24 protein-coding genes are annotated in these 23,506 nt (G+C 45.0%); 15 read left to right on the top strand and 9 right to left on the bottom strand.

The window, feature by feature from the left end; translation table 11 throughout:
• The first annotated feature begins 3 nt into the window (after positions 1–3).
• From G3570_RS13195 to G3570_RS13225, 7 genes are all read left to right on the top strand, one after another.
• Positions 4–870, top strand: a complete 867-nt coding sequence (locus tag G3570_RS13195; protein WP_165143129.1) for a hypothetical protein — start codon at positions 4–6, stop codon at positions 868–870.
• 92 nt (positions 871–962) lie between these two features.
• Positions 963–1,523 carry a 16S rRNA (guanine(966)-N(2))-methyltransferase RsmD gene (gene rsmD, locus G3570_RS13200; protein WP_165143131.1) on the top strand — a complete coding sequence of 187 codons (561 nt, stop codon included), beginning with the start codon at positions 963–965 and terminating at the stop codon, positions 1,521–1,523.
• 16 nt (positions 1,524–1,539) lie between these two features.
• The gene (gene coaD, locus G3570_RS13205; protein ID WP_165143133.1) at positions 1,540–2,034 is read left to right on the top strand and encodes a pantetheine-phosphate adenylyltransferase; all 495 of its coding nucleotides are present in this window, start codon (positions 1,540–1,542) and stop codon (positions 2,032–2,034) included.
• A 180-nt stretch (positions 2,035–2,214) separates the two neighbouring features.
• On the top strand, positions 2,215–3,408 hold the full coding sequence (locus G3570_RS13210; RefSeq protein WP_165143135.1) for a pyridoxal phosphate-dependent aminotransferase: 1,194 nt from the start codon (positions 2,215–2,217) through the stop codon (positions 3,406–3,408).
• 127 nt (positions 3,409–3,535) lie between these two features.
• Positions 3,536–3,829, top strand: a complete 294-nt coding sequence (locus tag G3570_RS13215) for an FmdB family zinc ribbon protein (RefSeq protein ID WP_165143137.1) — start codon at positions 3,536–3,538, stop codon at positions 3,827–3,829.
• Positions 3,830–3,861: 32 nt separating this feature from the next.
• Positions 3,862–4,464, top strand: a complete 603-nt coding sequence (locus G3570_RS13220) for a GbsR/MarR family transcriptional regulator (protein WP_346267298.1) — start codon at positions 3,862–3,864, stop codon at positions 4,462–4,464.
• A complete protein-coding gene (locus tag G3570_RS13225; RefSeq protein WP_165143139.1) occupies positions 4,454–4,825 on the top strand; it encodes a YraN family protein in 372 nt (123 codons plus the stop codon). Before G3570_RS13220 ends, G3570_RS13225 begins: the two co-directional genes overlap by 11 nt.
• 748 nt (positions 4,826–5,573) lie before the next feature.
• On the opposite strand, the gene G3570_RS13230 is transcribed toward G3570_RS13225, so the two are convergent.
• Positions 5,574–6,212: a class I SAM-dependent methyltransferase gene (locus G3570_RS13230; protein WP_165143141.1), complete on the bottom strand. Its 639-nt coding sequence runs from the start codon at positions 6,210–6,212 to the stop codon at positions 5,574–5,576.
• Between the two features lie 28 nt (positions 6,213–6,240).
• Positions 6,241–6,444, bottom strand: coding sequence for a YwbE family protein (locus tag G3570_RS13235; protein ID WP_165143143.1), 204 nt, complete (start codon positions 6,442–6,444; stop codon positions 6,241–6,243).
• A 211-nt stretch (positions 6,445–6,655) separates the two neighbouring features.
• Here G3570_RS13235 and G3570_RS13240 point away from each other — a divergent pair, with 211 nt between their 5' ends.
• Positions 6,656–6,961: an FtsB family cell division protein gene (locus G3570_RS13240; RefSeq protein ID WP_165143145.1), complete on the top strand. Its 306-nt coding sequence runs from the start codon at positions 6,656–6,658 to the stop codon at positions 6,959–6,961.
• 113 nt (positions 6,962–7,074) lie between these two features.
• Positions 7,075–9,768, top strand: a complete 2,694-nt coding sequence (locus G3570_RS13245; protein ID WP_165143147.1) for a putative LPS assembly protein LptD — start codon at positions 7,075–7,077, stop codon at positions 9,766–9,768.
• 107 nt (positions 9,769–9,875) lie between these two features.
• Here the strand turns inward: G3570_RS13245 and G3570_RS13250 are convergent, their stop codons facing one another.
• From G3570_RS13250 to G3570_RS13275, 6 genes are all read right to left on the bottom strand, one after another.
• A complete protein-coding gene (locus G3570_RS13250) occupies positions 9,876–10,466 on the bottom strand; it encodes a riboflavin synthase (RefSeq protein ID WP_165143149.1) in 591 nt (196 codons plus the stop codon).
• Between the two features lie 63 nt (positions 10,467–10,529).
• Positions 10,530–11,666 carry a bifunctional diaminohydroxyphosphoribosylaminopyrimidine deaminase/5-amino-6-(5-phosphoribosylamino)uracil reductase RibD gene (gene ribD / locus G3570_RS13255; RefSeq protein WP_346267300.1) on the bottom strand — a complete coding sequence of 379 codons (1,137 nt, stop codon included), beginning with the start codon at positions 11,664–11,666 and terminating at the stop codon, positions 10,530–10,532.
• A gap of 117 nt (positions 11,667–11,783) precedes the next feature.
• Positions 11,784–13,562 carry a SurA N-terminal domain-containing protein gene (locus tag G3570_RS13260; protein ID WP_165143151.1) on the bottom strand — a complete coding sequence of 593 codons (1,779 nt, stop codon included), beginning with the start codon at positions 13,560–13,562 and terminating at the stop codon, positions 11,784–11,786.
• Between the two features lie 247 nt (positions 13,563–13,809).
• Entirely contained in the window at positions 13,810–14,748 is a 939-nt protein-coding gene (locus tag G3570_RS13265; protein WP_165143153.1) for an MlaD family protein, read from the bottom strand.
• Positions 14,749–14,758: 10 nt separating this feature from the next.
• Positions 14,759–15,493, bottom strand: coding sequence for an ABC transporter ATP-binding protein (locus G3570_RS13270; RefSeq protein WP_165143155.1), 735 nt, complete (start codon positions 15,491–15,493; stop codon positions 14,759–14,761).
• A 9-nt stretch (positions 15,494–15,502) separates the two neighbouring features.
• Positions 15,503–16,240: an MlaE family ABC transporter permease gene (locus G3570_RS13275; protein WP_165143157.1), complete on the bottom strand. Its 738-nt coding sequence runs from the start codon at positions 16,238–16,240 to the stop codon at positions 15,503–15,505.
• A 125-nt stretch (positions 16,241–16,365) separates the two neighbouring features.
• Between G3570_RS13275 and G3570_RS13280 the strand changes: the two genes are divergently transcribed.
• The 6 genes from G3570_RS13280 (at position 16,366) to G3570_RS13305 (ending at position 21,853) form a co-directional block, all read left to right on the top strand.
• Complete coding sequence (locus tag G3570_RS13280) at positions 16,366–17,463, top strand: potassium channel family protein (RefSeq protein WP_165143159.1); 1,098 nt, start codon at positions 16,366–16,368, stop codon at positions 17,461–17,463.
• Positions 17,464–17,482: 19 nt separating this feature from the next.
• Positions 17,483–18,661 carry a chorismate synthase gene (aroC, locus tag G3570_RS13285; protein ID WP_346267323.1) on the top strand — a complete coding sequence of 393 codons (1,179 nt, stop codon included), beginning with the start codon at positions 17,483–17,485 and terminating at the stop codon, positions 18,659–18,661.
• A gap of 224 nt (positions 18,662–18,885) precedes the next feature.
• Positions 18,886–19,221 carry a tetratricopeptide repeat protein gene (locus G3570_RS13290; protein ID WP_165143162.1) on the top strand — a complete coding sequence of 112 codons (336 nt, stop codon included), beginning with the start codon at positions 18,886–18,888 and terminating at the stop codon, positions 19,219–19,221.
• 4 nt (positions 19,222–19,225) lie between these two features.
• Positions 19,226–20,344 carry a LysM peptidoglycan-binding domain-containing protein gene (locus G3570_RS13295; protein WP_165143164.1) on the top strand — a complete coding sequence of 373 codons (1,119 nt, stop codon included), beginning with the start codon at positions 19,226–19,228 and terminating at the stop codon, positions 20,342–20,344.
• Positions 20,341–21,078, top strand: coding sequence for a CPBP family intramembrane glutamic endopeptidase (locus G3570_RS13300; protein ID WP_165143166.1), 738 nt, complete (start codon positions 20,341–20,343; stop codon positions 21,076–21,078). The genes G3570_RS13295 and G3570_RS13300 overlap by 4 nt, the downstream gene beginning before the upstream one ends.
• Positions 21,079–21,277: 199 nt before the next feature.
• Positions 21,278–21,853 (top strand): sigma-70 family RNA polymerase sigma factor, encoded by a 576-nt coding sequence (locus tag G3570_RS13305; RefSeq protein WP_165143168.1) that lies wholly within the window; start codon positions 21,278–21,280, stop codon positions 21,851–21,853.
• Between the two features lie 165 nt (positions 21,854–22,018).
• Here the strand turns inward: G3570_RS13305 and G3570_RS13310 are convergent, their stop codons facing one another.
• The gene (locus G3570_RS13310; protein WP_165143170.1) at positions 22,019–23,305 is read right to left on the bottom strand and encodes a sensor histidine kinase; all 1,287 of its coding nucleotides are present in this window, start codon (positions 23,303–23,305) and stop codon (positions 22,019–22,021) included.
• Between the last annotated feature and the right edge of the window lie 201 nt (positions 23,306–23,506).

Genomic DNA, 23,506 nt, shown 5'->3' on the forward strand with positions numbered 1-23,506 from the left:
AGAATGGATCAACTGAAACCAAGCCTCGGGCTTTGCTTCTTTGACAACCAGCTGTTTTACGCAGTTAATGATATTTACGATACAAAGAAGCTGGCCCGAATCGGTTCGGTCGACTTTAATTTCGATGTCACCCGTGCCATTTTAAGCGGTGACAAGGAGCTTTTTCCTGGCATCAGGGAGACCGTCCTGAAACTCAAGGAGCAGTACAGCATAAATCATATCAGGGTACTCTCCTTTCCCAGTAAAGAGTGCTGGACCACCCTCCCTAAACTGGTATATGACAGTTCTGATGAGCGGGAAGCCCATATCTCAATCATTATGAAGGGTGTAGACCGCAAGCAGATCCAGCCGACCTGGTACACGCTAAGCAACCAGGATTATAAGTTTTTGTTGCTGCGCAATACCGAAGCATTACGAGGTTTGGAAAAGCTGACACCTGATGCCTCAACCATTGAGCTGGTAAGTGAGTTTGAACTGGGTGAGCGGTGGATACGGCATTGCAATCCCGGGGGATCTTTTATGACGGTTTGCTGCTTCGATAACTGCATTTCCGTAAGCTCTTACATCCTGGGTAAACTGAGAGGAGCCACTTACCTGACCTTCGATGATGCTGAAGACCTTCCCTACCTCTGGATGCAGCACACCAAAGAACTCAGCTGGATGCAGGGCCTCCATGAAGAGATTCACGTATATGGAAGCCAGTCTTACCGGATCATAGATATATTACAGCCTTTCTGGGATGATGCCGGAAGCATTATCAAAATGGATACGCTTGACAAGATTAAAGTAGAGGCCGAAGAAGAAACCTATGGTTTCAACCTGGAGCTCGCATATCCCGCAGTAATGCTTGCGCTGGAGTCCAAGCCCTGAAAAGGAAAAGGTTCTTGAATTTTATTTTCCTTAAATCCTTATACCTTATACCTTTCCTGCGTTATTAAGTAAACCAAGAATTAGAAATCGATATGCGCATCATAACCGGTACGCTGAAAGGGCGCAGAATAAATATTCCAAAAAATCTGGATGTTCGTCCAACAACCGACCGAACCAAGGAGGGGCTCTTTTCAACCATAGAGTCGTGGAAATACATTCGCGACAGCCGTGTGCTCGACCTGTTTGCGGGCTCAGGCAGTCTGGGCATTGAAGCTATTTCAAGAGGTGCGGCGGAGGTACTTTTTGTAGATCAGGAACCTCGGAATATCAGTCACATTGAAAAACTTGCACAGGAATTCGAGGTCGGCGATCGGATCCGCACCGTTACCATGGATGTCAAGCAGTTTCTTCAGGGGCCGGCTGTTCCATACGACTTTATCTTTGCCGATCCCCCATACACCTATGGAGAACTCAATGAGATAGTCGATTCTATTTTCCAAAATAGCTGGCTGAAAGAGTCCGGCTGGCTGATTCTGGAACACAATACGCATTATGATTTCAGGGAACATAAATTTTCCCTGATGGAAAAGGAGTATGGCAAGACACTCATCAGTATTTTATCCCCGCAAGCCAGTAAAAATGACCAATCCTAATTTAGCCAAATAGCACATGGAAACTGTTGCACTCTATCCCGGATCTTTTGATCCCATTACTTACGGTCACCTTGACATAATGGAACGTGCTACCGAATTGTTTGATACGGTTATAGCAACTGTGGCTGTCAACAAGCGCAAAGAAGCTGTCTTTACCGGGGATGAACGGGAACAGTTGCTGCGAAAATGCCTGGAAGGAAAGGAATGGGCAAAAAAGGTAGAGGTAGAACAGTTTACAGGACTCCTTGTAGATTTTGCAAAGAAGAAAAATGCAAAGACGCTGGTGCGCGGAGTCAGGCAGATCTCCGATTTTGAGTACGAATTTCGGATGGCCCTCACCAATCGACGGCTGGCTCCGGAAGTCGATACCATCTTTCTCATGCCCAATGAACAGCTCACATTTATATCCGCTTCACTGGTTAAAGAGGTGGCCTATTGGGACGGTGACCTTTCTTCCTTCGTACCGGCTCATGTTGCCAAAGCCCTTCGAGAAAAATTCAAGGATAAGTAATCCCCGAGCGACCTGCCGGTCATGGATAATTGATAATTCGTATTGCGAGATCCTCGGAGATCTGCCTTCATAAACCGGTCTCTGTCGAGTTGATGAAATTGATCAACCGAATAGATAACCATAGCGCTTTTTACTATTTTCAGGACGTTCCAAAGCTCTTCATAACCAATTATTAGTTACATGATTTCAAAACGTGCACAGTCGGTAGCGCCTTCCGAAACGCTTAAAATTTCTGCTAAAGCCAAAGAGCTGAAGCGACAGGGAAAATCCATCGTCTCACTGAGTGCCGGAGAGCCGGATTTCAATACCCCGGAGCACGTTTGCAGTGCCGCCATCAAAGCTATTAAAGACGGTTTTCACGGTTATACCATGAATACGGGAACACCGGAGTTGCGGAATGCCATATCTAAGAAACTGAAAAGGGATAATGATCTGAATTATGATCCCTCGCAAATAATTTGCAGCAACGGTGCCAAGCAGTCGCTGGGATTCAGCATGCTGGCCCTGTTGGATCCGGGCGATGAAGCCATCATACCTGCACCTTACTGGGTTTCCTATCCGGAAATGGCCAAACTCGCCGGAGCGAAACCGGTTACAGTCCGCACTTCTTTTGATGCTAATTATAAGATGACACCTCAACAACTAGAAGAAGCTATTACCGAGCGAACGAAGGTGCTCGTACTGTGTTCGCCCTCCAATCCCACAGGAGCCTGCTACTCGCTTAAAGAGCTGAAAAAATTGGCCGAGGTGCTTCAGGATTATCCCGATATCTACATTATCTCTGATGAGATCTATGAATATATTGTTTTTGAGAATGAGCATGCCGGCATCTTGCAAGCTGCGCCGGACCTGGCCGACAGAACACTTCTTATTAACGGTTTTTCCAAAGGTTTTGCCATGACCGGGTGGCGACTTGGATATATGGCAGGTCCCCAGGACGTCGTGGACGCCGTCGCTAAGATCCAGAGCCAGGAGACATCGGCTCCTTCCTCAATTTCACAGAAAGCAGGGGAAGCCGCATATACAGGTGACCTGACTGCGGTCACATACATGAGAGAGCAGTTTAAGAAGCGCAGAGATTTCATCGTTGAAGAACTCGAGAGCATAGACGGACTTAAGTGTTTCAAACCATCAGGAGCATTCTACGTTTTTCCTGATATTTCCCATTATCTTGGGATGAAAACCCATCAAGGTGAAGAGATCAACAGCAGTACGGATTTATGCATGTATCTGATAGAAGAGCAGGGACTGGCAACCGTTCCCGGAGATGCTTTTGGTGAGCCTAACGGTATCCGGCTCAGTTATGCTTCATCGATGGACGAGCTTGAGGAAGCAATGATTCGTCTGAGAAAAGGATTATTGGAATTGGCCTAATACAGCGATTTCGAGCCTGTCAAAATTGACAGTGACTTCCCATTCTCTGATCTTTTTTGCAGAATAAACTATATCGGTATACTTTTTGCTTTTAGCGTACTGAACTGAAGAATAATTTAACAATATCATGCCTACATACGAGTATAAACGAAAAGACGGAACCACTTTCGAGATACGCCAGAGTATAAACGACGATGCATTAACCGAATGTCCTGAAACGGGGCAACCTGTAAAGCGCGTAATTACCGGTGGCGGAGGGGTGGTTTATAAAGGTGACGGGTGGTATGTCACAGATTATAAGGACACCGACCGAAAAGAGGCTGCCAAAAGAGAAAAAGAGCAGAGCAAGAATGGCAGTACTAAAGCTTCAAAAAAAGATGAAAAGAAGACGTCTGCCAAAAGTGAGAATACTGCCGGATAACCGGTTTTTTCTGAACCTATAAGATATCCGCTGTGCCTGAGGATCGTTCACAAAACTATGAAGAAGCCCTGGAGCAATTTGTCCTGCTTTGGGGGGAGATGGCATCGGCCTGGGGCATCAATAAAACTATGGCACAAATTCATGCACTGCTCTATGCAGAGGCTGAACCTCTGGATACCGATACCATTATGGAACGTTTGGATATCAGCCGCGGAAATGCCAACATGAACCTGCGAAACCTGGTGCAGTGGCAGCTGGCTCACAAGGTTCACTTTAAAGGTAAGCGAAAAGATTTTTACAGTGCCGAAAAAGACGTCTGGAATATCGTTTCAACAATAGTTCGCGAACGCCAACAACGGGAGGTGGCTCCCATCAGGCAGAATCTTGAGGAGTGCCTGGAAGTCTTTGAAGCGGGCAGTACCGAAAGCCCAAAAGAGAAGGAGTTTAAAGAACGTATAGAGAATTTTATACGGTTTCTGGAGATGTTCGAACGTTTCACCGAAGCCATGCTGCCATACATCAACAAGAAAAATCTTAAGTTCCTCAAGCAGCTGGTGAAAATTGCAGAGATGAAAGAATCTATCAAAGAGAGCATGACCAAAACGACTGAGAAACCATCCAAAGATGAGCGCTAAAACAACCCGGCAGATTGGCGATGAGGGAGAAGAGTTGGCTGTTTCTTACCTCGAATCCAAAGGATATATCATTCTCGACCGCAACTACTATTTTGAACGGGCAGAAGTAGATATCGTAGCCTACGATGAAACCTGTATCGTCTTTGTAGAAGTTAAGAAACGGACTACCGAAAAATTTGGGAAACCGGAAGAGTTCGTAACCAAATCAAAGATAGAAAACCTATATAAAGCAGCTGAGGCATGGATTTACGAACGTAAAATGGATACCGCCCCGGCCCGTTTTGATGTAATCGCCATCACACAGCAGCATAACGAAGCTCCCGATATCAAGCACTACGAAGACGCCTTTAGAAAGAGATAGGTTTTTCGGTGAGTGAGTTTCGGGCATTAGTGAATGAACCTGAACCTACTCCATACTGCTTCCGGTGCTCCGATCGGGTAGCACTACAACCCATTCATTCCGCAGCAGAGCAGCGGAATGAGGGATGCAAGTAACAACTTCTCTTCCTCAGTGATAAACACCCACTTCTTTAACCACAGTCTTAAAAAATTATGCTCAAAGCTAATGATAAGCAATCCGGGGTCCGGGGGTATTGCGGGAAAGTCGTTAGCAGAAGCTTCAGATGCATTAAAGCTGGATTTACCTAATGCCTTTAGTTAAAACAACATCTCAAGACCCCCGGTGGCTTTTTGGTTCGTTTTTGGCCATCCAAAAATGAACAATCTAATTACAGATAAGCCCCAACATTCACTTCCTCAGAATAAACAATGCTATGCTCTGGGAGCAATGAGTAGACCTCCCTGGCAATACATAGAGAGGCAAACAGCAATAACTTTTAAATGGCTTATTCGAGCGTCCACGCTCGGATCTTACAAAATGTATTTTGATAGCTTAATATGTTTCAAGCGTGGACGCTTGAAATAGCCTAATTGGAATTACTCAGCATACTTGGCTTCCAACTCTTCGTCCATGTAGCACAAATCTACCCATTCATTCCGCAGCAGAGCGGCGGAATGAGGGAATGGTAAGGTGAGAATTATTGACTGCTTCAAGACCCTCTCCCCCCTCTTTTCTGCTTCCGGTGCTCCGCTCGGAAGCAATTCACTACTCATTTCTCGAGAATAAACAACCGCTCCTCAAATTCAAGCCCAGAAAAATTAAAAGCCTCTTTAATCCACTCAGCCGTCTCCTTGCGATAGAAAATAACATGGGTCTCATCCTGTGCATAGTGCCAGCTCTCAAAGTCAATCTCATCCTCATACCTCAGCGTCATACAGTAGAGATGTCCCCCGGGCTTTAGCAACTCCCGGAGCAGACGAAACTCTTTGGCCGGATGGTGAAAATGCTCAACCACTTCGCTGGATATAATGAAATCATAATTGGTCAGAAATGCACCCGGGTTTCTTTCAAAATAAGGATCGTAGGTAGTAACCTCATAACCGGCATCACGAAGCAGTTTAGCCGCTACAGGTCCCGTACCGGAACCGTAATCCAGTCCGGTTTTCCCGGACTCATATTCCTTTTTCACCGCATCCACCAGTGGAGAGACAAAATTCTGGTACCTCGGATCATTCACATCATTGTCATGCGTTTCATAGCGATAGACCTCATCATCCCGATCAACATAGTAATCAGGATCCATGATCACAGCCCTGCAGGTTTGGCACTCATAAAAGTCCCGTTCTCGAACTCTGCCAAATGGACTCGCATTGTTACCGCAAAGAATACAGGATATGTGTTCTTTCATAATGTTTAGCTAAAAATATTCCCCGGGATTAGTTTTTAGAGATGACTTTCTTCACTCTGCCAACCTGTCCATCTTGCAACCGCACTTTTATGCCATGAGGATGTGTGGCACTGTTTGTAAGAATATCCTTCACCCTGCCCTCAGTAAGTTTCCCGCTCCGCTGGTCTTTTTTAAGCACGATAGCCACGTTCATACCGGTCTGAATATTCGATCTCCTGTTACCTTCATCCATAAGTGTTATACCTTTTACATCTTTTGCTTAATTGAGAGGATAAAACATAATCGAATACTGAATAACATAGTCTAAACCCTAACAACACAGAAATATTTAAAACGTAACGCATTTATCTGCAAGATTCTCAGAGGGCATTGCGATTATATAGAAAAATCCCCTATTTTCGTTTCAAAGTTACCATTTAAAAGCGGCTATTAACAGGTTCTACATGAATTTTCAGATCTTCAATCCTCTACGATGGCGCAAGTCATTCCTGATGCTCATATTGGGAGGATTTCTTTTCATCTGGTTCGCTTTTATCGACACCTACAGCCTTTGGACGCGCTATGATCTTAGCCAGCGCAAAGATGAACTGAAAGTGAAGACCGAACAACTGGAAGCTGAAACAGCGAGACTAAAACAGCAAATCGAGGATCTGAAAAACGACCCCGCTTTACTTGAGCGTATTGCCCGTGAGGAGTACGGCATGAAAAAAGAAGGGGAAACCGTTTACAAAATAAAGGTTGAAAAATAGCAGCAATCAGCCTCCCGACCTTATTAAATTATACTTTCTTCATTGCTTTCGCTGTTATAGATTTGAATGATCCAAAGCATTGCGGCTCTACCCGGTTCTCCTAACATTCCTTGATGATAGCAACTATTGCACATATAAGATGCGTATTGTCAACAGCCTTGGCTGTCTTTTTTATTTTAGGATTTTTTGTTTCGGTCGGTTACGCTCAAAACACGAATATACCTGATAGCCTTAGGTCCGGTCGAACAGGAGGCGGACAGCCCCAGGCCTCACAGTCCAGCGCACCTGAACAGGAAGGACAGGTTAACTTTCAAGCTTCTGATTCGCTTGTCTTTAATTTCAAGAAAAACCGCATTGCCACCCTGTTTGGCTCTGCCAAAGTGATCCACCAGTCGGGTGAGTTGACCTCGGGTAAAATTGCACTGAATCTGGACAGCAGCGTGGTACGGGCCGCAACCCAAACTCCGCAGGATACCCTTTCCCAGCCGGTGCTGTTACGAGATAGCGAACGCATCAGAAGCAAAAGTATCAGTTTTAACTACCAGACAGAGAAAGGTCGCTTTGAAGTAGCCAGGGTTGCTGTCGACCAGGGATATCTGACCGGAACCAAAGTTAAAAACCAGAGCCGACATGTGGTTTTCCTGGAAGATGCTATCTACTCAACCTGCGACCTCGACCACCCCCACTACTACATTAAAGCCGACCGCATGAAGGTGGTGAACCAGGAAAAGGTATTTTTTACCAATGCCAGGCTCTATATCCTGGATATCCCTTACCCGCTTGTCTTTCCTTTCGGTTATCTGCCGGGGAAAATAGACCAGAAACAGTCTGGCCTGCTGCAGCCGACCTATGTTTCCCAGAACCAGGCCACACGGGGTATCGGTGTTCAAAACCTGGGATGGTTCCAGTATTTCAATGACTACCTGGTAGGTCAAGCATCAGTGGATATTTTCACCAGCGGAACATTCTTCCTGGATACCAGCACCCGGTACAGCAATAGAGATAATTACAGCGGAAGTATACAGGTAGGTTATTCACGGGAGCGGGGACTGGAACCGACCGATCCGAATTTTACGATCAATACACAGAAGAGGATCAACATATCCCATAACCAGGACTTCTCGCCATATGCTAACATGTCTGCCAACATTAACCTGAGAACGGCCGATTTTAACAGACGAAATTCATTCGATATTGATGAACGCGCCGAAGTAAGTACCAGCTCAAGTATAAGTTACCGTTACAGGCATCCGGAGAACGTTTATAATTTCAGCATCTCTGCTCGCCAGAATCAAAACTTCAATAATAACACCACGCGGCTATCGGGCCCGGATGCCAACTTTAGCCTCAAACAGTTTTCTCCTTTTGAAAGCGACCGGCCCGGATCGGAGGGAGCAGCCTGGTATGAAAATATTTCCATCCGATACCAGAACAGCTTTCAGTCTGATTTCAGTTATCAGCCCATAGCAGCCGATTCAGCAGAAATCAACTGGTTTGAAGCACTGCTCGATCCTAGCAAATACCGGGAGGCTACCGGAGACAATGACCACTACAAGTACGGTTTCCGCCAGGAGGCCGATATAAGTTTTGGCAACCTGCTGCCCAGCCGATTTATAAACCTGAGTGCCAGCGGAGACTATACGGAGTACTGGTATCCCACTTCTATTCGTAGAAGCTTTAATGAGGAAACCAACCAGATAGAGACTCGCCAGGTACGCGGTTTTGAAGCCGCCCGTGAATTCTCTGCAGGCCTGAGCATGTCAACTACCGTTTATGGAATCGTAAACAGCAAAATCGGTAATCTTGAAGGATTCCGTCATACTCTCAGGCCCTCTCTCTCTTTCAGCTACAGCCCGGATTTCGGGAGTGATTTTTGGGGATATTACAGGGACGTTCAAACCGATTCTCTGGGTAACACGCGAAGCTACTCCATTTTTGAAAACGAGGTATTCAGAGGACCCGGAAGGGGTGAACAGCGCGCGCTGTCGTTCAATCTAAGCAATGTCTTCGAGGCCAAACAGGTGCGAAGGGATTCTACCGGAGAAAAGAAAGAGAATGTAATACGCCTGATTGACCGACTTGATTTCAATACGAGTTATAATTTTGCCGCTGACAGTCTGAACCTAAGCGATCTCAATGCCTCTTTCTCATCTCGCATCATCAAAGGGATCAACATCCGGGCAAATGCCCAATTTAACTTCTACCAGAGGGATTCCCTGGGTATTCGTTTCAACGATTTCCTTATTACGGATTCCAGGCAACTGGCAGAATTGACCAACTTCAGTGTAAGCGCCAGCTATAGTTTCAATTCACAAGGAGGCACCCGTGTGGACGATAGATACTATTTCCCCGCGAGTTATGACCCTTATGACCAGTCTATCTTTCACGAAATGGATTCTAATTTTAACAGGCGGCCTGTGCAGAGAACCAGTTCTCCCTTTTCGGTCTCCTTCAACTTCAGGTATAGCTGGAGATTGAATCCCAGGCCGAATAGTGAAAATAGTAAGTCAGCTACACTCAATGCCCGTAATATCCGTTTTCAACTTACACCCAAGTGGAGTTTCCAGACACAGCTGGGCTACGACTTTATTGATAAAGAATTAACGCCCTCGCAATTTTCACTTAGCCGAAGCCTGCATATGTGGAACCTTAGCTTCCAGATGAGTCCCTTCGGTGAGTTTCAATACTATGCTTTTGCTCTCCGACTTAACAGTGCACAGATACAAAGTATCTTCCAAAAACTGCCCCTGCTCAAGAACCTCGAACGTTCATCCAGCCCATCGGGAAGAAGACCGGTCGGTTTCTAGAGATAATTTAATTTTATAAAAAATTGAAGCCCAATTAATCTCCCGTGGATGTGAAGAAAGGGAAGTTAAATTTGAATTTTGCAGTTTGTTACCTGAAGATTGGCCTTTTACTCCCTGTTCTCCAGATATCGTACTACATATTTGCCCAACACATCAAATTCCAGGTTTACTCGGTCTCCCTCTTCCCTGTCCCGCATATTCGTATGTTCATAGGTATAGGGGATGATAGCAACCTTGAAGCGGTTGTCTTTTTCTGAAGCCACAGTAAGGCTGATTCCATCTATAGCAATACTTCCCCTCCCCACAATGAGGTCACGGTAGGATTCAGGATATTCAACACTAAAAAGCCAGTCCGTGCCCTCCTTTTCAATAGCTGTAATTTCACCAGTTGCATCTACATGGCCCTGTACAATGTGTCCGTCAATCAGCTGGTCGGGACGCATGGAACGCTCAAGATTAACTGAGTCACCTTCGACCAGGCTACCCATGTTGGTCTTCCGCAAAGTCTCTTCCACGCTCTGTACGGTAAAAGTACCGGTATTGCAGGCCGTCACAGTATGGCAAACACCATTGATACTGATACTTTGATCTACTTCAAGTCCTGAGGCCAGATCACAGGCAACAGTAAACTCTTTACCTCCGTCCAAATTTATGACGTTTTCTATCTTTCCTACCTCTTTTATGATTCCGGTAAACATCCTATTTGCTATTAAATTTTTAGAGTATTTCTTAAAACTGGTGTTTCCTGACCACTGTATAACCTACAAGTATCCGGTAAACAGCATGTCTTCATCGACCTGTTCCCAATTCGTATCCCTTAAGTTAAGAATTTCCTTCATACGATTGACACCCATTCCCATTACCGAACGGGTCCCTCCTCCCAGCATTTTGGGAGCTATAAAGCAAGCCACTTTATCCACTAAACGTTCTCGCAATAAAGCCGAGGCTAAATTTTGTCCGGCCTCTACTAAAATAGAAGTCACCCGGTGTTCGGACGCAAGCTTTTTGAGTCCTTCATTCAGATCGGTATGACCGTCTTTTTCCGGCAACAACAAAGTCGATCCGCGGAAATAGTCCGATTGAAGCATACTGAGCATCGGATCGGCTTCATTTTCAAACTTCTCTTTATTGTGCGTTAGGATGATGGTCTTTTCCTCATATTGATCGGTAAAGAGGTTGAGATCTTTGGGCAGCTCCAATTTTCCGTCGATGACAATGCGTCTGGGCTGACGTCCCTCAACATGACGTACGGTAAGGCGTGGATTATCGAGCAGAGCGGTGTTTCGTCCGACCATAACCGCATCATAGCGGCTGCGCCATTCGTGAACTCTCTTCCTGGAGGCTTCTCCGGTAATCCATTCCGAACTTCCATCGGGGGCAGCTATGTACCCGTCAAGTGTTTGGGCAATTTTAAGGGTAACAAACGGCCGGTTGTAATTTTCATAATGGAGAAAGAACTCATTCAGTTGCTCAGCTTCCTCCTTCAATAGACCGACATCCACTTGAATGTCGTTGTTTCTGAGCTTTTTAATCCCTTTGCCATTCACTTTTGCAGTAGGATCCTGCATGGCAACCACAACTCTCCTGATTGGCAAACCGGCCAGCATATCCGCGCATGGTGGTGTTTTACCCTCATGGGCACAGGGTTCCATGGTTACATATACGGTGGCATTCTTCAGCAGGGAGGTATCTTTGACCGACTCTACGGCATTGACCTCGGCATGCGCCTGACCGTAGCGTTCATGATAACCCTGGCCGATCTTATTCCCCTCGGAATCGACGATTACGCAACCAACCATGGGATTGGGTGAAACATAGCCTGCTCCCCGCTCTGCAATTTCAAGGGCGAGCTGCATCCATCTTCGATCGTTCTCGTTATAGGAATTATTTTCAGTCACGAGTGATGGTATAAATTAAATCTTTATTACCGGTTTTCATTGTATTTCCGGCATAAAACAAAAAAGGGCAAGAAGCATTCCTTCTTACCCTTTTGCTCATATCAAATAGCGATAATATCAGCCTCCGCGCAGCAATGTTGCTCGATAATCTTCAATATCGGCTTCTTCCTTCAGCTGCTCCATCCAAACTTGCGAGAAGGAAGCACTCTTCTGCTGTTGCAGTTGCTGCTGCAGCTGATTGCGTGTTGCAGCCGTCATCGCTTCAAGATTCGCATCAGTCCTGTTATCAATTTTTGCAACGAACACTGCATTGTCTCCGCTAATCGGTCCGGAGGTTTCTGACTCTTCCAGTCCAAAGATAGCACCAACTACACGTGGCTCACGTCCTGCTCCGGGAATTACAGAAGCGTTCATACTCAGGTTCTCGGCAGTGGAAACTTCTCTTCCCGAAGCCGATGCTATAGCTTCCAGGGTTTCATTGGAGGCCAAAAGATTATTGACCCGGTCAACAAGCTGCTCTTTACGCTTGCTATTGATGACTATCGTTTCAATCTGGCTTCTTACCTCCTCAAAAGGCCGGGTACCTTCGGGAGTAATCTCCGTCACTTTCAGTACCACAAACTGGTTGGAAAGTTCAATAGGACTGGAAATTTCTTCTTCACTGGCAGTCTCCAGAAAATTCATGATTTGTCGGCTCTGTCCGAGGCCTGCAATAAAGGGATTGCCTTTGGTAGCAAAGGCTTCTTTCACTTCAAATTCGCGACGTTCGGCCTCTTCCTCAAAACCGTCCTCTTCAGCAAAAAAGCTGAAATCATCGGCTTCTTCAGCCTTTTTATCCACAGTAGCAATCGGATCTGCGGTGATGTCGAATGTGAATACTACGAATTTCACTTCGTCCTGTCTCTCATCAAGCTTTTTAATGGAAAATACTTGTCCGTCTTGGGTTATAGCCTGACTTACTTCCCCATTTTCAAGGTCCAGGACCGGCTGGTACTTTTCATTTATCTCACTCTTTTTAACAAACTCGGCGCTGTAGGGAGTAGCCGACTGGTATCGAACAAGGAAAAGAGAATCGTTTTCAGTCTGTTCAAAATCGGATCGGAGATCCTGCATCTCTTTTTGTATCCTGGCCGTGTCCTCCTTAGTGGCTGTTTTATCAAAGCTTACATATTTAAAACGATAGGATTCCTGTCGCGTGTACTGCTCTTCATTATTATTGTAGTAAGAACGCAGATCAGAATCGGTAACATTTACCGCGCTGTCGGGTATCTCAGCAAAAGGAAAGCGTACAAAGGAAACATCAGCAAAAGTATTTCTTTTGATATATGCCTGCTCAACTTCATAGCTGCTCACTTCCATGGCAGACTGTACATAGTTCGACATTTTTTGCTGGCGTCTTTTCTGACGCAGTTGCTGCTCAACCATCACCCATACCTGGCTGTTTTCAGGCGCTTCGATAGCTGACTGCAATGCCACTCGGTCTATGGTCCCATCTTCTCTTTGAAACTGCTGGCGTATGAAAGGATCAGGATTTTCACCGGTAATCATCTCAACCACTTCCTGGTCGGTAACAGTGATGCCAAGATCATCCATCTTCTGCTGTATAAGCTTGCTGGAAACCAGCTCTTCCCATGCCTGATCTTCGTAGTAGGCACGCATCTCCGGTGTGATGGAATTACCGGTCTGTTGTGAATACTGGTCTATGTAGTAACTGATTCTGCTGTTATACTCTTCCAGGGAAATAGGATCGCCATTCACTTCACCCAGATTGTTTGGGCCTGCCTGCATGGCATCAAATACTTTTGTATCTGCCAATGCCCAGAGTATTCCAAAAGAGAAAATAAGCACCCACAAAATGACGCCGGTGCTCTTCCTCATTTTTTCCATTACACCCATGAAATAAACCTCTTACTGCTTCTTTAAAATGTTAATAATCGTGATTCAAAAACTAGATTGTGCTGTTAACTTATAAAGCCTCGAAATATACAACAAGCATGTACTAAGAGCAATCGTAGAAGTAGGTGAACGAAGAAGGGACTGATTTAATTGTTGAGGTTTGATTTACTGATTTACTGAGTTGTTGATGGAATAATTAGTTAATTGACCCAACTCAATCCCTCAGTAAATCAGTCCCTTATCACTTCTAAAACACCTCTATCAGCCTCATATGTTTCAGATATTTGCGGGGATCTTCATTGATGTTCTTGATAAGCAGCTTCATTTCTGCTGACAGGCTGTCGAGATTGTTATACAATGAGGGGTTGTTTACCAGCTTGCCAAGGGTTCCGTCTCCATTGTTCACCTTGACCAGAATTTCATTGAGACTAACCCCTGTCTTTTCCAGTTCCGTACTCAAACTCTCTATTCTTCTGAGTGAATTATCCAGACCCACCATCACACTGTCAATACGCTCTTTGTTATCAGTGCTTACCGTGTCGAGGTTGGCAAGAATGTTATTTGCGTGATCAATACTCGACTCCAGCTCTCCTCGTTTGCTCTTCAATAATGTGGATATCTCATCAGTAGTTGTTTTCAGATCACCAAGGATATCATCAATTTTGTTCTGATTCTCATCAGAAATGGTTGTATTCAACTTTTCAAGCAACACGTTGAGCTGATCGAATGACTGAGACACATCATCACTCAATTTCTGTCCCTCGTCTTTAAGGGTCTCCAGCATTCCTCCCGTATATTCGCCCCGGATGGTACCTCCGTATTCTACATATTCATCTGAATCGCCCGGCTCGAGTATTATGGCCTTATCGTCAAGCAGACCGGATGATTCAAGCCGTGCTATAGAATTGACAGGTATGTCCACACCCAAATCAAAATTCATCGTAACCTTTACACTATCTTTTGAAATCAACTCAATTCTTTTCACGGAACCCACTTTGACCCCGTTGATATAAGCGATACTGCCTGCTGTAAGACCATCAACCTTCTCAAAATAAGTCACCACCTGGTGAGATCGACGGAATATGGGTACATCATTCATCAGACGAAAACCCAGAAAGGCCACAATTAATGCCGCCACTATGGTAATTGCGACTTTCGCCTCGTTGCTCAATTTTACTGCTGCCATGTTGCTCTAATTAAATTTTATATTCGCTTGCCGTAACAAAATCTTTCAATAGCTTATTATCGCTTTGTCTCATCTCTTCAACCGTACCGTGCCAGCATAGCTGCTTGTTTTCTAAAAATGCGACGGTCTCCGCAATTTCCAGCACACTGTGAATATCGTGCGTTACTACAATAGATGTAATATTCATGTTTTTTGCCAAATTAATGATCAATTCATTAATCTCATCGGATGTTTGAGGATCCAGTCCGGAAGTCGGTTCATCGTAGATAAGATAATCCGGTGTTAGGATGGTAGCCCTTGCCAAGGCTATTCTGCGGCGCATTCCGCCGGATAACTCTGAAATAGCTTTCCCAGCTGCATCTTCCAGGTTCACCATTTGCAAAGCTTTCATCACCTCATCATGTATCTGCTCATCATCCTTTTCCGTAAAATATCGCAGTGGGAAAGCAACATTTTCAAAGGTGTTGATGGAGTCAAAAAGTGCGGAACCCTGAAACAGAACCCCAAAACGCTGCCTCATTTTACGAAGTTCAACATACTCAAGCTCAAAAATGTTTTTCCCATCAATAATCACATTTCCTTCATCAGGATAAATCAATGCATTCAAATGTTTTACCAGCACTGACTTCCCACAACCTGATCGGCCGATAATGGCAATGGTTTCTCCGTCTTCTATATCGAAGGAGACGTCCTGCCACACCAGGTTATCACCGAAACTCTTTGTAAGGTTTTGTATCTGAATCATAATGCAGGGTTATAGTACTACGGCTGCCAGTACAAAGTCAGCCAGCAAAACATATATACAGCTTAAAACGGTTGCTTGTGTGGTGCCTTTTCCCACGCCTTCGGCCCCTCCTGTCACATAATATCCTTTATAGCATGATATTGAAGTGATCACGAAACCGAATACGAAAGATTTTAGGAATCCGAAAGTCACATCCCAGGGGAAGAAAAACTGCCTGGCTCCAAGCATAAAATCAGATGCCGGTAATGCACCCGACAAAACACCCGCTACCAGTCCGCCACCGATACCTGACACTGAAGCTACAATATACAGAATCGGAAACATGATTAAACCGGATAACACCCTCGGTACCACCAGGAAGGAGACGGAGTTAAAACCCATTGATTCCAATGCATCAATCTGTTCGCTTACCCTCATGGTTCCCAATTCTGTGGCAATTCGTGCTCCTACTTTACCCGCAAGAACCAAGCTGGTTATCACGGCAGAAAGTTCAATCAGCAGGGATTGAGAAACAATTGATCCGATTACCGAAACCGGTACGTATACAATATCGAGCTGGTAAGAAGTTTGCAGCGTCATTACGGCACCGGTGAAAACCCCCGTCAGTATTACAATGGGCACCGATTCATAACCGATTTTTACAAGCTCGTTTATTAAGTTCTTGCTATAAGTCTTGAATTCATACAAGGAGCGCAAGGCCCTGTACAAGAGCAAACCGTATTGTCCAAATTTTTGCAAGGCATCCATAGAAGTGAACTTTACTTAAAACTGTAGTAAACTATTCCCATTTGAAGCAGGTTAACATTTCGTGCGCTCTAATTTTAGACTATATTACGTACAAATTTTTCGGGCGTCCCTAAGGTAAAAAACTTATGCGAAGATTGTATAGTGATATCATCGATAATATTGTTGCGTTGCGCATTGCCATCGCTACCTCTGTTCTCGTCGTCGTGTTTGCATTCGGCACCCTCGGATATCACCTCGTTGAAGACATGAGTTTCTTCGACGGTTTCTATATGACATTCATAACCATTACCACCATTGGATTTTCCGAGCTGAAAAATTTGACCTCGGCGGGACGCATTTTAACCATGATCATATTTGTGATGGGAATTGGCGTCATCTCGTATATAGCATCACAAACTACACAATTACTTTTTGAAAGCGAACTATTTAGGAGGCGGGCTATGGACAAACAACTTAAGAAGATGGAAAATCACTACATCGTCTGTGGATATGGTCGCATTGGGCACCGTATCTCTGAGGTGTTGAAAGAAGCCAATATCCCCATCGTCGTGGTTGAAAACAGGGACAGCAGTATTGAACGAATAAAAGCAGACGACCTGATTCACGTACAGGGCAACGCCCAGGAAGAGAGTGTCTTGAAAGAGGCGGGAATCGAAAGGGCACGCGGACTTGTTTGTGCGCTATCCAGAGACCAGGATAATGTTTTTACCACACTGATTGCCCGGGAACTACGAGAAGACATTTTTATTTTAGTGCGTACCAACGAGCGGCAAAATACTCGTAAGATCAAACGCTCGGGAGCCGACAAGGTTATTTCACCGTACGAAATCGGGGCCGACCGGATGGCCAACGTTATTTTGCGACCGCATGTAGATCAGTTTATCCACCGCATCACCGGTGAGACACAGGATCACGTATTCGATGAAATCACAATTTTTGAAGGAGCAGAACTGGCCGGAAAAACCCTGGAAGAAGCCCAGATTCGTCAGAAATACTTTGTAGTTATAATTGCCATCATCCCGGCTGACGAACAGAATATAACATTTAATCCCGGCAGCGATGACCGTATGAAAGTGGGCGATTCCCTGATCGTGCTGGGTGATGTAGAACGCATCGAAACCATGAGAACAGAAGGTTGCAACGATTTACGCAGTCTCTCTGAAAGGGTGTCTAACTACGATTTCAAGGAAAAGCTGCTCGATCACGATTTAACTTTAGAATAAAGGAAGTAACCAAACTATGATCAGATATCTAACCGCCGGTGAATCTCACGGACCAAAGATCACGGGCATTGTGGAAGGCGTACCTGCAGGACTTGAATTAAGCGAGGATGATATTGCCCTGCATCTGGCACGCCGCCAGAAAGGATACGGACGTGGCGGGAGGATGGCTTTTGAGAAGGATCGGGCTGAAATTTCCTCAGGTGTCCGTTTCGGCAAAACGACAGGGGCACCTATAGCTATGCAAATGCCGAATCGCGCCTATGAGAAAGATGATGCCGGCTGGCCTAAAGTGATGAACAAAGAGGGCGACGGCGCAGATGTTGATCCGATAACAGTACCAAGGCCCGGACACGCCGATCTCATTGGCATCCAAAAGTACCGATACAATGATATACGTCCTTCCATTGAACGTTCAAGTGCAAGGGAAACCGCCATACGTGTGGCCTGCTGTTTTCCTGCCCGTAAACTGCTCAAACATTTCGGAATTGAAATAGGCGGACATGTGATTCGAATCGGTAGCAGCGGGTACGAAAAACCATGGGAAGATGTCAGAAACCTGGTGGATCCCATGCTGAAAGATGGAGCCGAAACCGTATTCAAGGCCGCGGATGAATCACCTGTTCGTTGCCTGGATGAAGAACTGACCCAAAAAATGCGCGATGAAATTATTGTCAGGCGAAAAGAAGGCAGCTCACTCGGAGGACATTACGAGGTTGTTGTTACCGGGCTGCCGGCTGGATTGGGGAGTTTTGTGCATTGGGACCGCAAACTGGAGGGACAACTGGCACAGGTCATCATGGGTACGCAGGCCATGAAAGGAGTGGAGATCGGGCTGGGTTTTGAAGCAGGTCGACGACACGGGCAGGAAGTGCACGATGAAATCACCTATGAAGACGGAAACTATCGTCGTGGATCCAACCGGTTGGGAGGACTGGAAGGCGGTGTAACCACCGGAATGCCTTTGATCATCAGGGGTGTGATGAAGCCGATCCCAACCATGCTCACGCCTATCAAGACGGTTGATATTGAGACCAAAGAAGAGAAAGATACCCGGTACGAACGTTCGGATGTATGTGCATTGCCACGTGCCGTTGTGGTCATAGAAAACGTCATCGCGCCGGTATTGGCAAATGCGTTTCTAGATAAGTTCGGCGGCGATTCCATCGAAGAGATTGAAGAACGTTACCAGGCCCGGTAAACAAACATGCCAAGTCTTAAGAGACTTGGCATGTTTAGGCGGTGGCTTATTTCTAAATGTATCGATTTGGAAAAAACAGATGCACTTTCTTCTCTGTAAGTTCATTTGAAGCTTATGAAGTTGCTCAAATATAAATTTCCCTTTTTCCCTGTATCATTTTCTGTATTTTTATCTGAAACAGAAATCTGTCTGTCGAGTACACATTAAGAAGCCGAAAACCATTCATGAGTGCATCGAATTCGAAGATTAAAAAACTGGCCGGATACATTAAGAAAAATCCGCGTGACTCGTTCTCTAAATTCGCTCTGGCTCTGGAGTTCATGAAGGAAGAGCAATTTAACAAAGCCAGAATTCTGTTTGAGGATATTGAACAGGATGACGCCGGCTACGACGGCGTATATTACCACTTGGGCAAATTGTATGAAATGTATGGCAGGCAGGAAGATGCCTTAAGCACTTATAAAAAAGGAGTGAAAATTGCGGCCAATAACAAACACAAACGCAACGTTTCCGAATTGAAAGAAGCATTGGCCGAACTTGAAATTGAAATGCAGAACTAGATTTATGACTATCAGACTATCTATTAAGGTATTTATCACCACTTTCTTATGCTTTCTGTTTGTCAATGTAGCAACGGCTCAACAGAAGACCCATACCGTAGAAAGCGGAGAAACATTATTCAGTATCGCTCAGCAGTTTGAGGTCACTGTCCAGAAACTGAAAGAGTGGAACAACCTGCAGAACAACCAACTTACCATTGGGCAGACACTCATTGTACAGTCGGCCGACCAGGAATCAGCCAAAACCCATACCGTGGAACCCCAGGAGACGCTGTTTTCAATTTCCAAGCAGTACGGAGTGAGCATTGCCGAAATAAAGTCATGGAATAACCTTGACAATAACAACTTGAATGTGGGCCAGGAATTGATCATCTATCCCTCATCAATTGATAACACGGATAACGGTACCGGTGCCGGTAATTCAATTGTAGTCTCGAACGAAACGCAGCAAAACACCTACTACACAGTCAAGAGTGGGGATACACTTTACAAAATTGCCCGTGCCCATAACATGACTTTGGACGAGCTGAAAACGCTCAATGATCTAAGCAGCAACACGATATCAATCGGGCAGCAACTCACGGTGAAAGCCCGGTCAACACCTCCTTCGGTTGCCGAGTCTGCTACCGAGTCCTCTCCCCAGGGAAAATTCGTAAACTATAGAATAGGAGAGCGGCAAAATCTGGAAACTATTCTGAACAGGTTCCAGATGGGTGAAGAAGAGTTTCGAGCACTCAACCCGGATGTAACCACATCCACCTTTCAAATCGGACAACAGGTCACGGTACTGGCTCCCGCTACCAAATCCTATAAAAATCCTTATAAAACGGGAGCCGGTCTTAAGGACTTAGGTGAAACGCCTGTTTCCACATACAGTGATACCGAAAAGGGGCAAACTACAACAAGCGGTGAGTTGTTTGTTCCGGATGAGCTTACGGCCGCGCACTCCAATATAGCGCTGGGCACCATCATCTTTATCGAGAATCCCGAAAACAACAAGGGAATTTATGTCCGTATCAACGATCGGATCTCTTCCAACGGACTGAAATTGTCTGACGGTGCATGGCAGGCTTTAAGTTTTGCTTCAAATTCACCGAGGGTTAAAATTTACCAGGATCAATGAGTGAAGCCCCTTCACGTTCGCGTCTGAAGAGTTATTTCAACAGCACCCATACGCTGCTCTATAGCTATCTGATCAGTTTGCCCCTATTGTTGCTGTATGAGATTCTCATCTTTGTTGCTCAGCCCGATACCGAACAGGTAGTACGCATTTCGGTTGATGTGTGGATAAAGACTTTGTTTTCTTATTTCGGACAAGATGTGCTCTCCATCACACTCATTTTTGTTGCACTGATTGGCATTTTTGTTCTCTACAAGGAACGCAATAAACTGGGCAGCCTGAAGGCGGGCTACTTTATGACCATGCTTATTGAAGCTTCGGCTTATGCCTTTATTTTGGCTTTGCTCATCTCCACAACCGTTAGCGGGCTGCTTCAGATAGCAGCCTATCAAACCGTAGAATCCCTCAGCACCTTACAACAGCTGGCCCTTTCCCTGGGAGCCGGGCTCTACGAAGAGCTCTTCTTCAGGGTAATTCTGGTAGGTCTTCTACTGCTGGTCTTAAAATATATGGTACAAACCAAGTGGCTGAGATTTGCCCTGGCCATGGTAATTGCTGCTTTGTTATTCAGTGCGGTTCATTATATCGGAGACTTGGGTGATACCTTTACACTTAGCTCTTTCCTTTTCCGTTTTCTGTTCGGACTTGCACTGAATGCCATCTACATATTTAGGGGATTTGGTATGGCAGCGTGGACTCATGCAATCTACGATCTTATGGTTGTGGCCTTCCTATAGTGGATTTAGGCTTACAAATCTTCAATATAACTTCACATAAAAGCTTTAACATTGAACTTCGTTAGATTTTTACTACTGCATGCATCAATACAATCTATTTAACTTTTAATAACTGAATATATATACTGATTTTACTATTTTAGTTATCATTAGAGTTTAAATTTATTTAAACCAGTTAAATATTCTTTTAAAAACCGGGATGGCCGAACTAACAAAAGACGAAGTTCAGAAGCAGGAGGATTTTGAGGAAGAGATTATTCCGCATCTGGACGCCATGTATAATTTTGCCTTAAGGCTTACGTCAGATCCGAATGATGCGGAAGATCTGGTGCAAGATACTATTGTCAAAGCGTTCCGATTTTTCAGCAGCTATGAAAAAGGGACGAATGCTAAGGCATGGCTGTTCCGTATTCTAAAGAACTCGTATATCAATAACTACCGAAAGAAGTCGAAGCAACCCAACCAGGTAGATTATGATGAAGTGTCCTCATTCTATGAGACAATACGGGCCGATCGCACCGATACCTCCGATCTGGAAGATCGCATGTTTCGTGAGCTTATTGACGATGACATCTCCAATGCCCTGGAAGAACTGCCTGAAGATTTCAGGACTGTAGTACTTCTTTGTGATGTAGAAGGCTTTACTTACGAAGAGATAGCCAATATGCTGGATGTACCTATCGGAACCATTCGTTCCCGACTGCACCGCGGAAGAAACCTCCTCAAAGCCGAATTGATGGATTACGCGGAAAAGAGAGGCTTCAAGTCTGATTAAAAAGTCTTTACCACTAAGGCACACAAAAGTGGTACTAAGTAACACCTTCCAATTCAGGCTGATTCAAGCGTCCACGCTTGAATCACAAAAATCTATAAAACAATAAATCCGTGTAAATCTGCGGTTAGTTTCCAGTCACCTTTTCTCCTTTTACCGGTATCCGTATCAGCCCTTATCCTCCATTTTCAGCACGATACGCATCGTAGTGCCCACTCCCGGTTCTGACCGCAGCACAAATATTTTCCCCTTGTGATAGTCTTCAATGATCCGTTTGGTCAGGCTAAGTCCCAGTCCCCATCCTCTCTTCTTTGTGCTGTAGCCGGGTTTGAATATTTCAGTATGATATTGCTTCTCAATGCCGTTGCCTGAATCTTCAACATCGATAATCAGATCGTTTTCTATCTGGTGCACCCGAATAGCCACATAGGAATCTTCCTTGCTAGTGTTGATGGCATCCATGGCGTTTTTTATCAGGTTCTCAAATGACCATTGAAATAGTTCTGAATTGAGACGCACCTTAACGTGGGTCTCAATAGATCGTCTTACCTCTACATCCTTTCCAAGCTGCGGTAACCTTCTCTCCATATAGCTGATTACCTGGTCCAGGATGGGTTCAATGCGCTGCAGCTCCAGTGCAGGTTCAGACCCGATTTTATTAAATCGCTCGGCCACCCCTTTAAGCCGGCTGATGTCATTTTCCAGCTCACCGCAAATCTTTTGGGTGAATTCGTCATCTTTCTTCTCCTCTCGCAGCAACTCAATCCACCCATACAAACTGCTTAAGGGTGTACCCAGCTGGTGAGCGGCTTCTTTGGTCATACCGACCCAGAGATTCGATTGCTCCGACTTGGTAATGGTCCGGTAACTCACGTAAGCAATTCCGAGCAAAAGGGCCAACAGACTCAGTTGTATGTATGGGAAATAGCGTAATAACTGCACGGTAGGACTTTCCCCATAATAGACATACTGCATCTGGTAGTAGCTGTCATCCCCAAGTCTGATTTCAATGGGAGGGTGCATGGCTGCAAACTCATTGATAAGCTCCTGGTTCAGCTCCCTGTCTACGTTATTCTGTAATATAATCTCACCGTCCTGATCCACAATAATTGTAGGCACATTGGCTCTTCTCTCATTCAACAGGATTTCCTGCACGACGAAATTCTGGGAGGTCCGGTCCGATTCCGCTTCTTCTATCATCGCAACAAGGCTGTCGGAAACCGTGGGATTGTCTTCAAGCTCATTGGCGGCCATCAGCAGCTTACGGCTTATCTCTTCCTGTACCGGGTTGCTGGCATATTCAATAGCCTTGGCCCAAAGCTCCACGCTGGTACTCTCCTGGCGAAGCATCTGGTCGATGAGATGCTGGTTATAGGCAAAAGAGCCGATACCCAGCAGAAGCAACATGCCGATCAGCACCATGTTAATTCTATTCGATGTGAGGTAATACTTCATAGACGATTGAGAGATAGCGTGATTGAGCATTCAAAATCTATAAAAATACCCAATAATGCATATGCAATAATTAGCAGTGCGAATAGAATGGTATAAGCGTAACTATTATTAATAGATCGACTGATTTTAGATCATAGTGAATATTTATAGTAAATGTGAAGTATCAGGACAATGGTTTTGATTAGATAATTATAAAAAAGT

The organism is Halalkalibaculum roseum (genome assembly GCF_011059145.1).
Lineage (GTDB): Bacteria > Bacteroidota > Rhodothermia > Balneolales > Balneolaceae > Halalkalibaculum > Halalkalibaculum roseum.

What these genes read in the sequence shown, in the direction of transcription:
- G3570_RS13195 (WP_165143129.1), top strand. Translation starts at nt 4, where the DNA reads ATGGATCAACTGAAACCAAGCCTCGGGCTTTGCTTCTTTGACAACCAG.
- rsmD (WP_165143131.1), top strand. Translation starts at nt 963, where the DNA reads ATGCGCATCATAACCGGTACGCTGAAAGGGCGCAGAATAAATATTCCA.
- coaD (WP_165143133.1), top strand. Translation starts at nt 1,540, where the DNA reads ATGGAAACTGTTGCACTCTATCCCGGATCTTTTGATCCCATTACTTAC.
- G3570_RS13210 (WP_165143135.1), top strand. Translation starts at nt 2,215, where the DNA reads ATGATTTCAAAACGTGCACAGTCGGTAGCGCCTTCCGAAACGCTTAAA.
- G3570_RS13215 (WP_165143137.1), top strand. Translation starts at nt 3,536, where the DNA reads ATGCCTACATACGAGTATAAACGAAAAGACGGAACCACTTTCGAGATA.
- G3570_RS13225 (WP_165143139.1), top strand. Translation starts at nt 4,454, where the DNA reads ATGAGCGCTAAAACAACCCGGCAGATTGGCGATGAGGGAGAAGAGTTG.
- G3570_RS13230 (WP_165143141.1), bottom strand. Translation starts at nt 6,212, where the DNA reads ATGAAAGAACACATATCCTGTATTCTTTGCGGTAACAATGCGAGTCCA.
- G3570_RS13235 (WP_165143143.1), bottom strand. Translation starts at nt 6,444, where the DNA reads ATGGATGAAGGTAACAGGAGATCGAATATTCAGACCGGTATGAACGTG.
- G3570_RS13240 (WP_165143145.1), top strand. Translation starts at nt 6,656, where the DNA reads ATGAATTTTCAGATCTTCAATCCTCTACGATGGCGCAAGTCATTCCTG.
- G3570_RS13245 (WP_165143147.1), top strand. Translation starts at nt 7,075, where the DNA reads ATGATAGCAACTATTGCACATATAAGATGCGTATTGTCAACAGCCTTG.
- G3570_RS13250 (WP_165143149.1), bottom strand. Translation starts at nt 10,466, where the DNA reads ATGTTTACCGGAATCATAAAAGAGGTAGGAAAGATAGAAAACGTCATA.
- G3570_RS13260 (WP_165143151.1), bottom strand. Translation starts at nt 13,562, where the DNA reads ATGGGTGTAATGGAAAAAATGAGGAAGAGCACCGGCGTCATTTTGTGG.
- G3570_RS13265 (WP_165143153.1), bottom strand. Translation starts at nt 14,748, where the DNA reads ATGGCAGCAGTAAAATTGAGCAACGAGGCGAAAGTCGCAATTACCATA.
- G3570_RS13270 (WP_165143155.1), bottom strand. Translation starts at nt 15,493, where the DNA reads ATGATTCAGATACAAAACCTTACAAAGAGTTTCGGTGATAACCTGGTG.
- G3570_RS13275 (WP_165143157.1), bottom strand. Translation starts at nt 16,240, where the DNA reads ATGGATGCCTTGCAAAAATTTGGACAATACGGTTTGCTCTTGTACAGG.
- G3570_RS13280 (WP_165143159.1), top strand. Translation starts at nt 16,366, where the DNA reads ATGCGAAGATTGTATAGTGATATCATCGATAATATTGTTGCGTTGCGC.
- G3570_RS13290 (WP_165143162.1), top strand. Translation starts at nt 18,886, where the DNA reads ATGAGTGCATCGAATTCGAAGATTAAAAAACTGGCCGGATACATTAAG.
- G3570_RS13295 (WP_165143164.1), top strand. Translation starts at nt 19,226, where the DNA reads ATGACTATCAGACTATCTATTAAGGTATTTATCACCACTTTCTTATGC.
- G3570_RS13300 (WP_165143166.1), top strand. Translation starts at nt 20,341, where the DNA reads ATGAGTGAAGCCCCTTCACGTTCGCGTCTGAAGAGTTATTTCAACAGC.
- G3570_RS13305 (WP_165143168.1), top strand. Translation starts at nt 21,278, where the DNA reads ATGGCCGAACTAACAAAAGACGAAGTTCAGAAGCAGGAGGATTTTGAG.
- G3570_RS13310 (WP_165143170.1), bottom strand. Translation starts at nt 23,305, where the DNA reads ATGAAGTATTACCTCACATCGAATAGAATTAACATGGTGCTGATCGGC.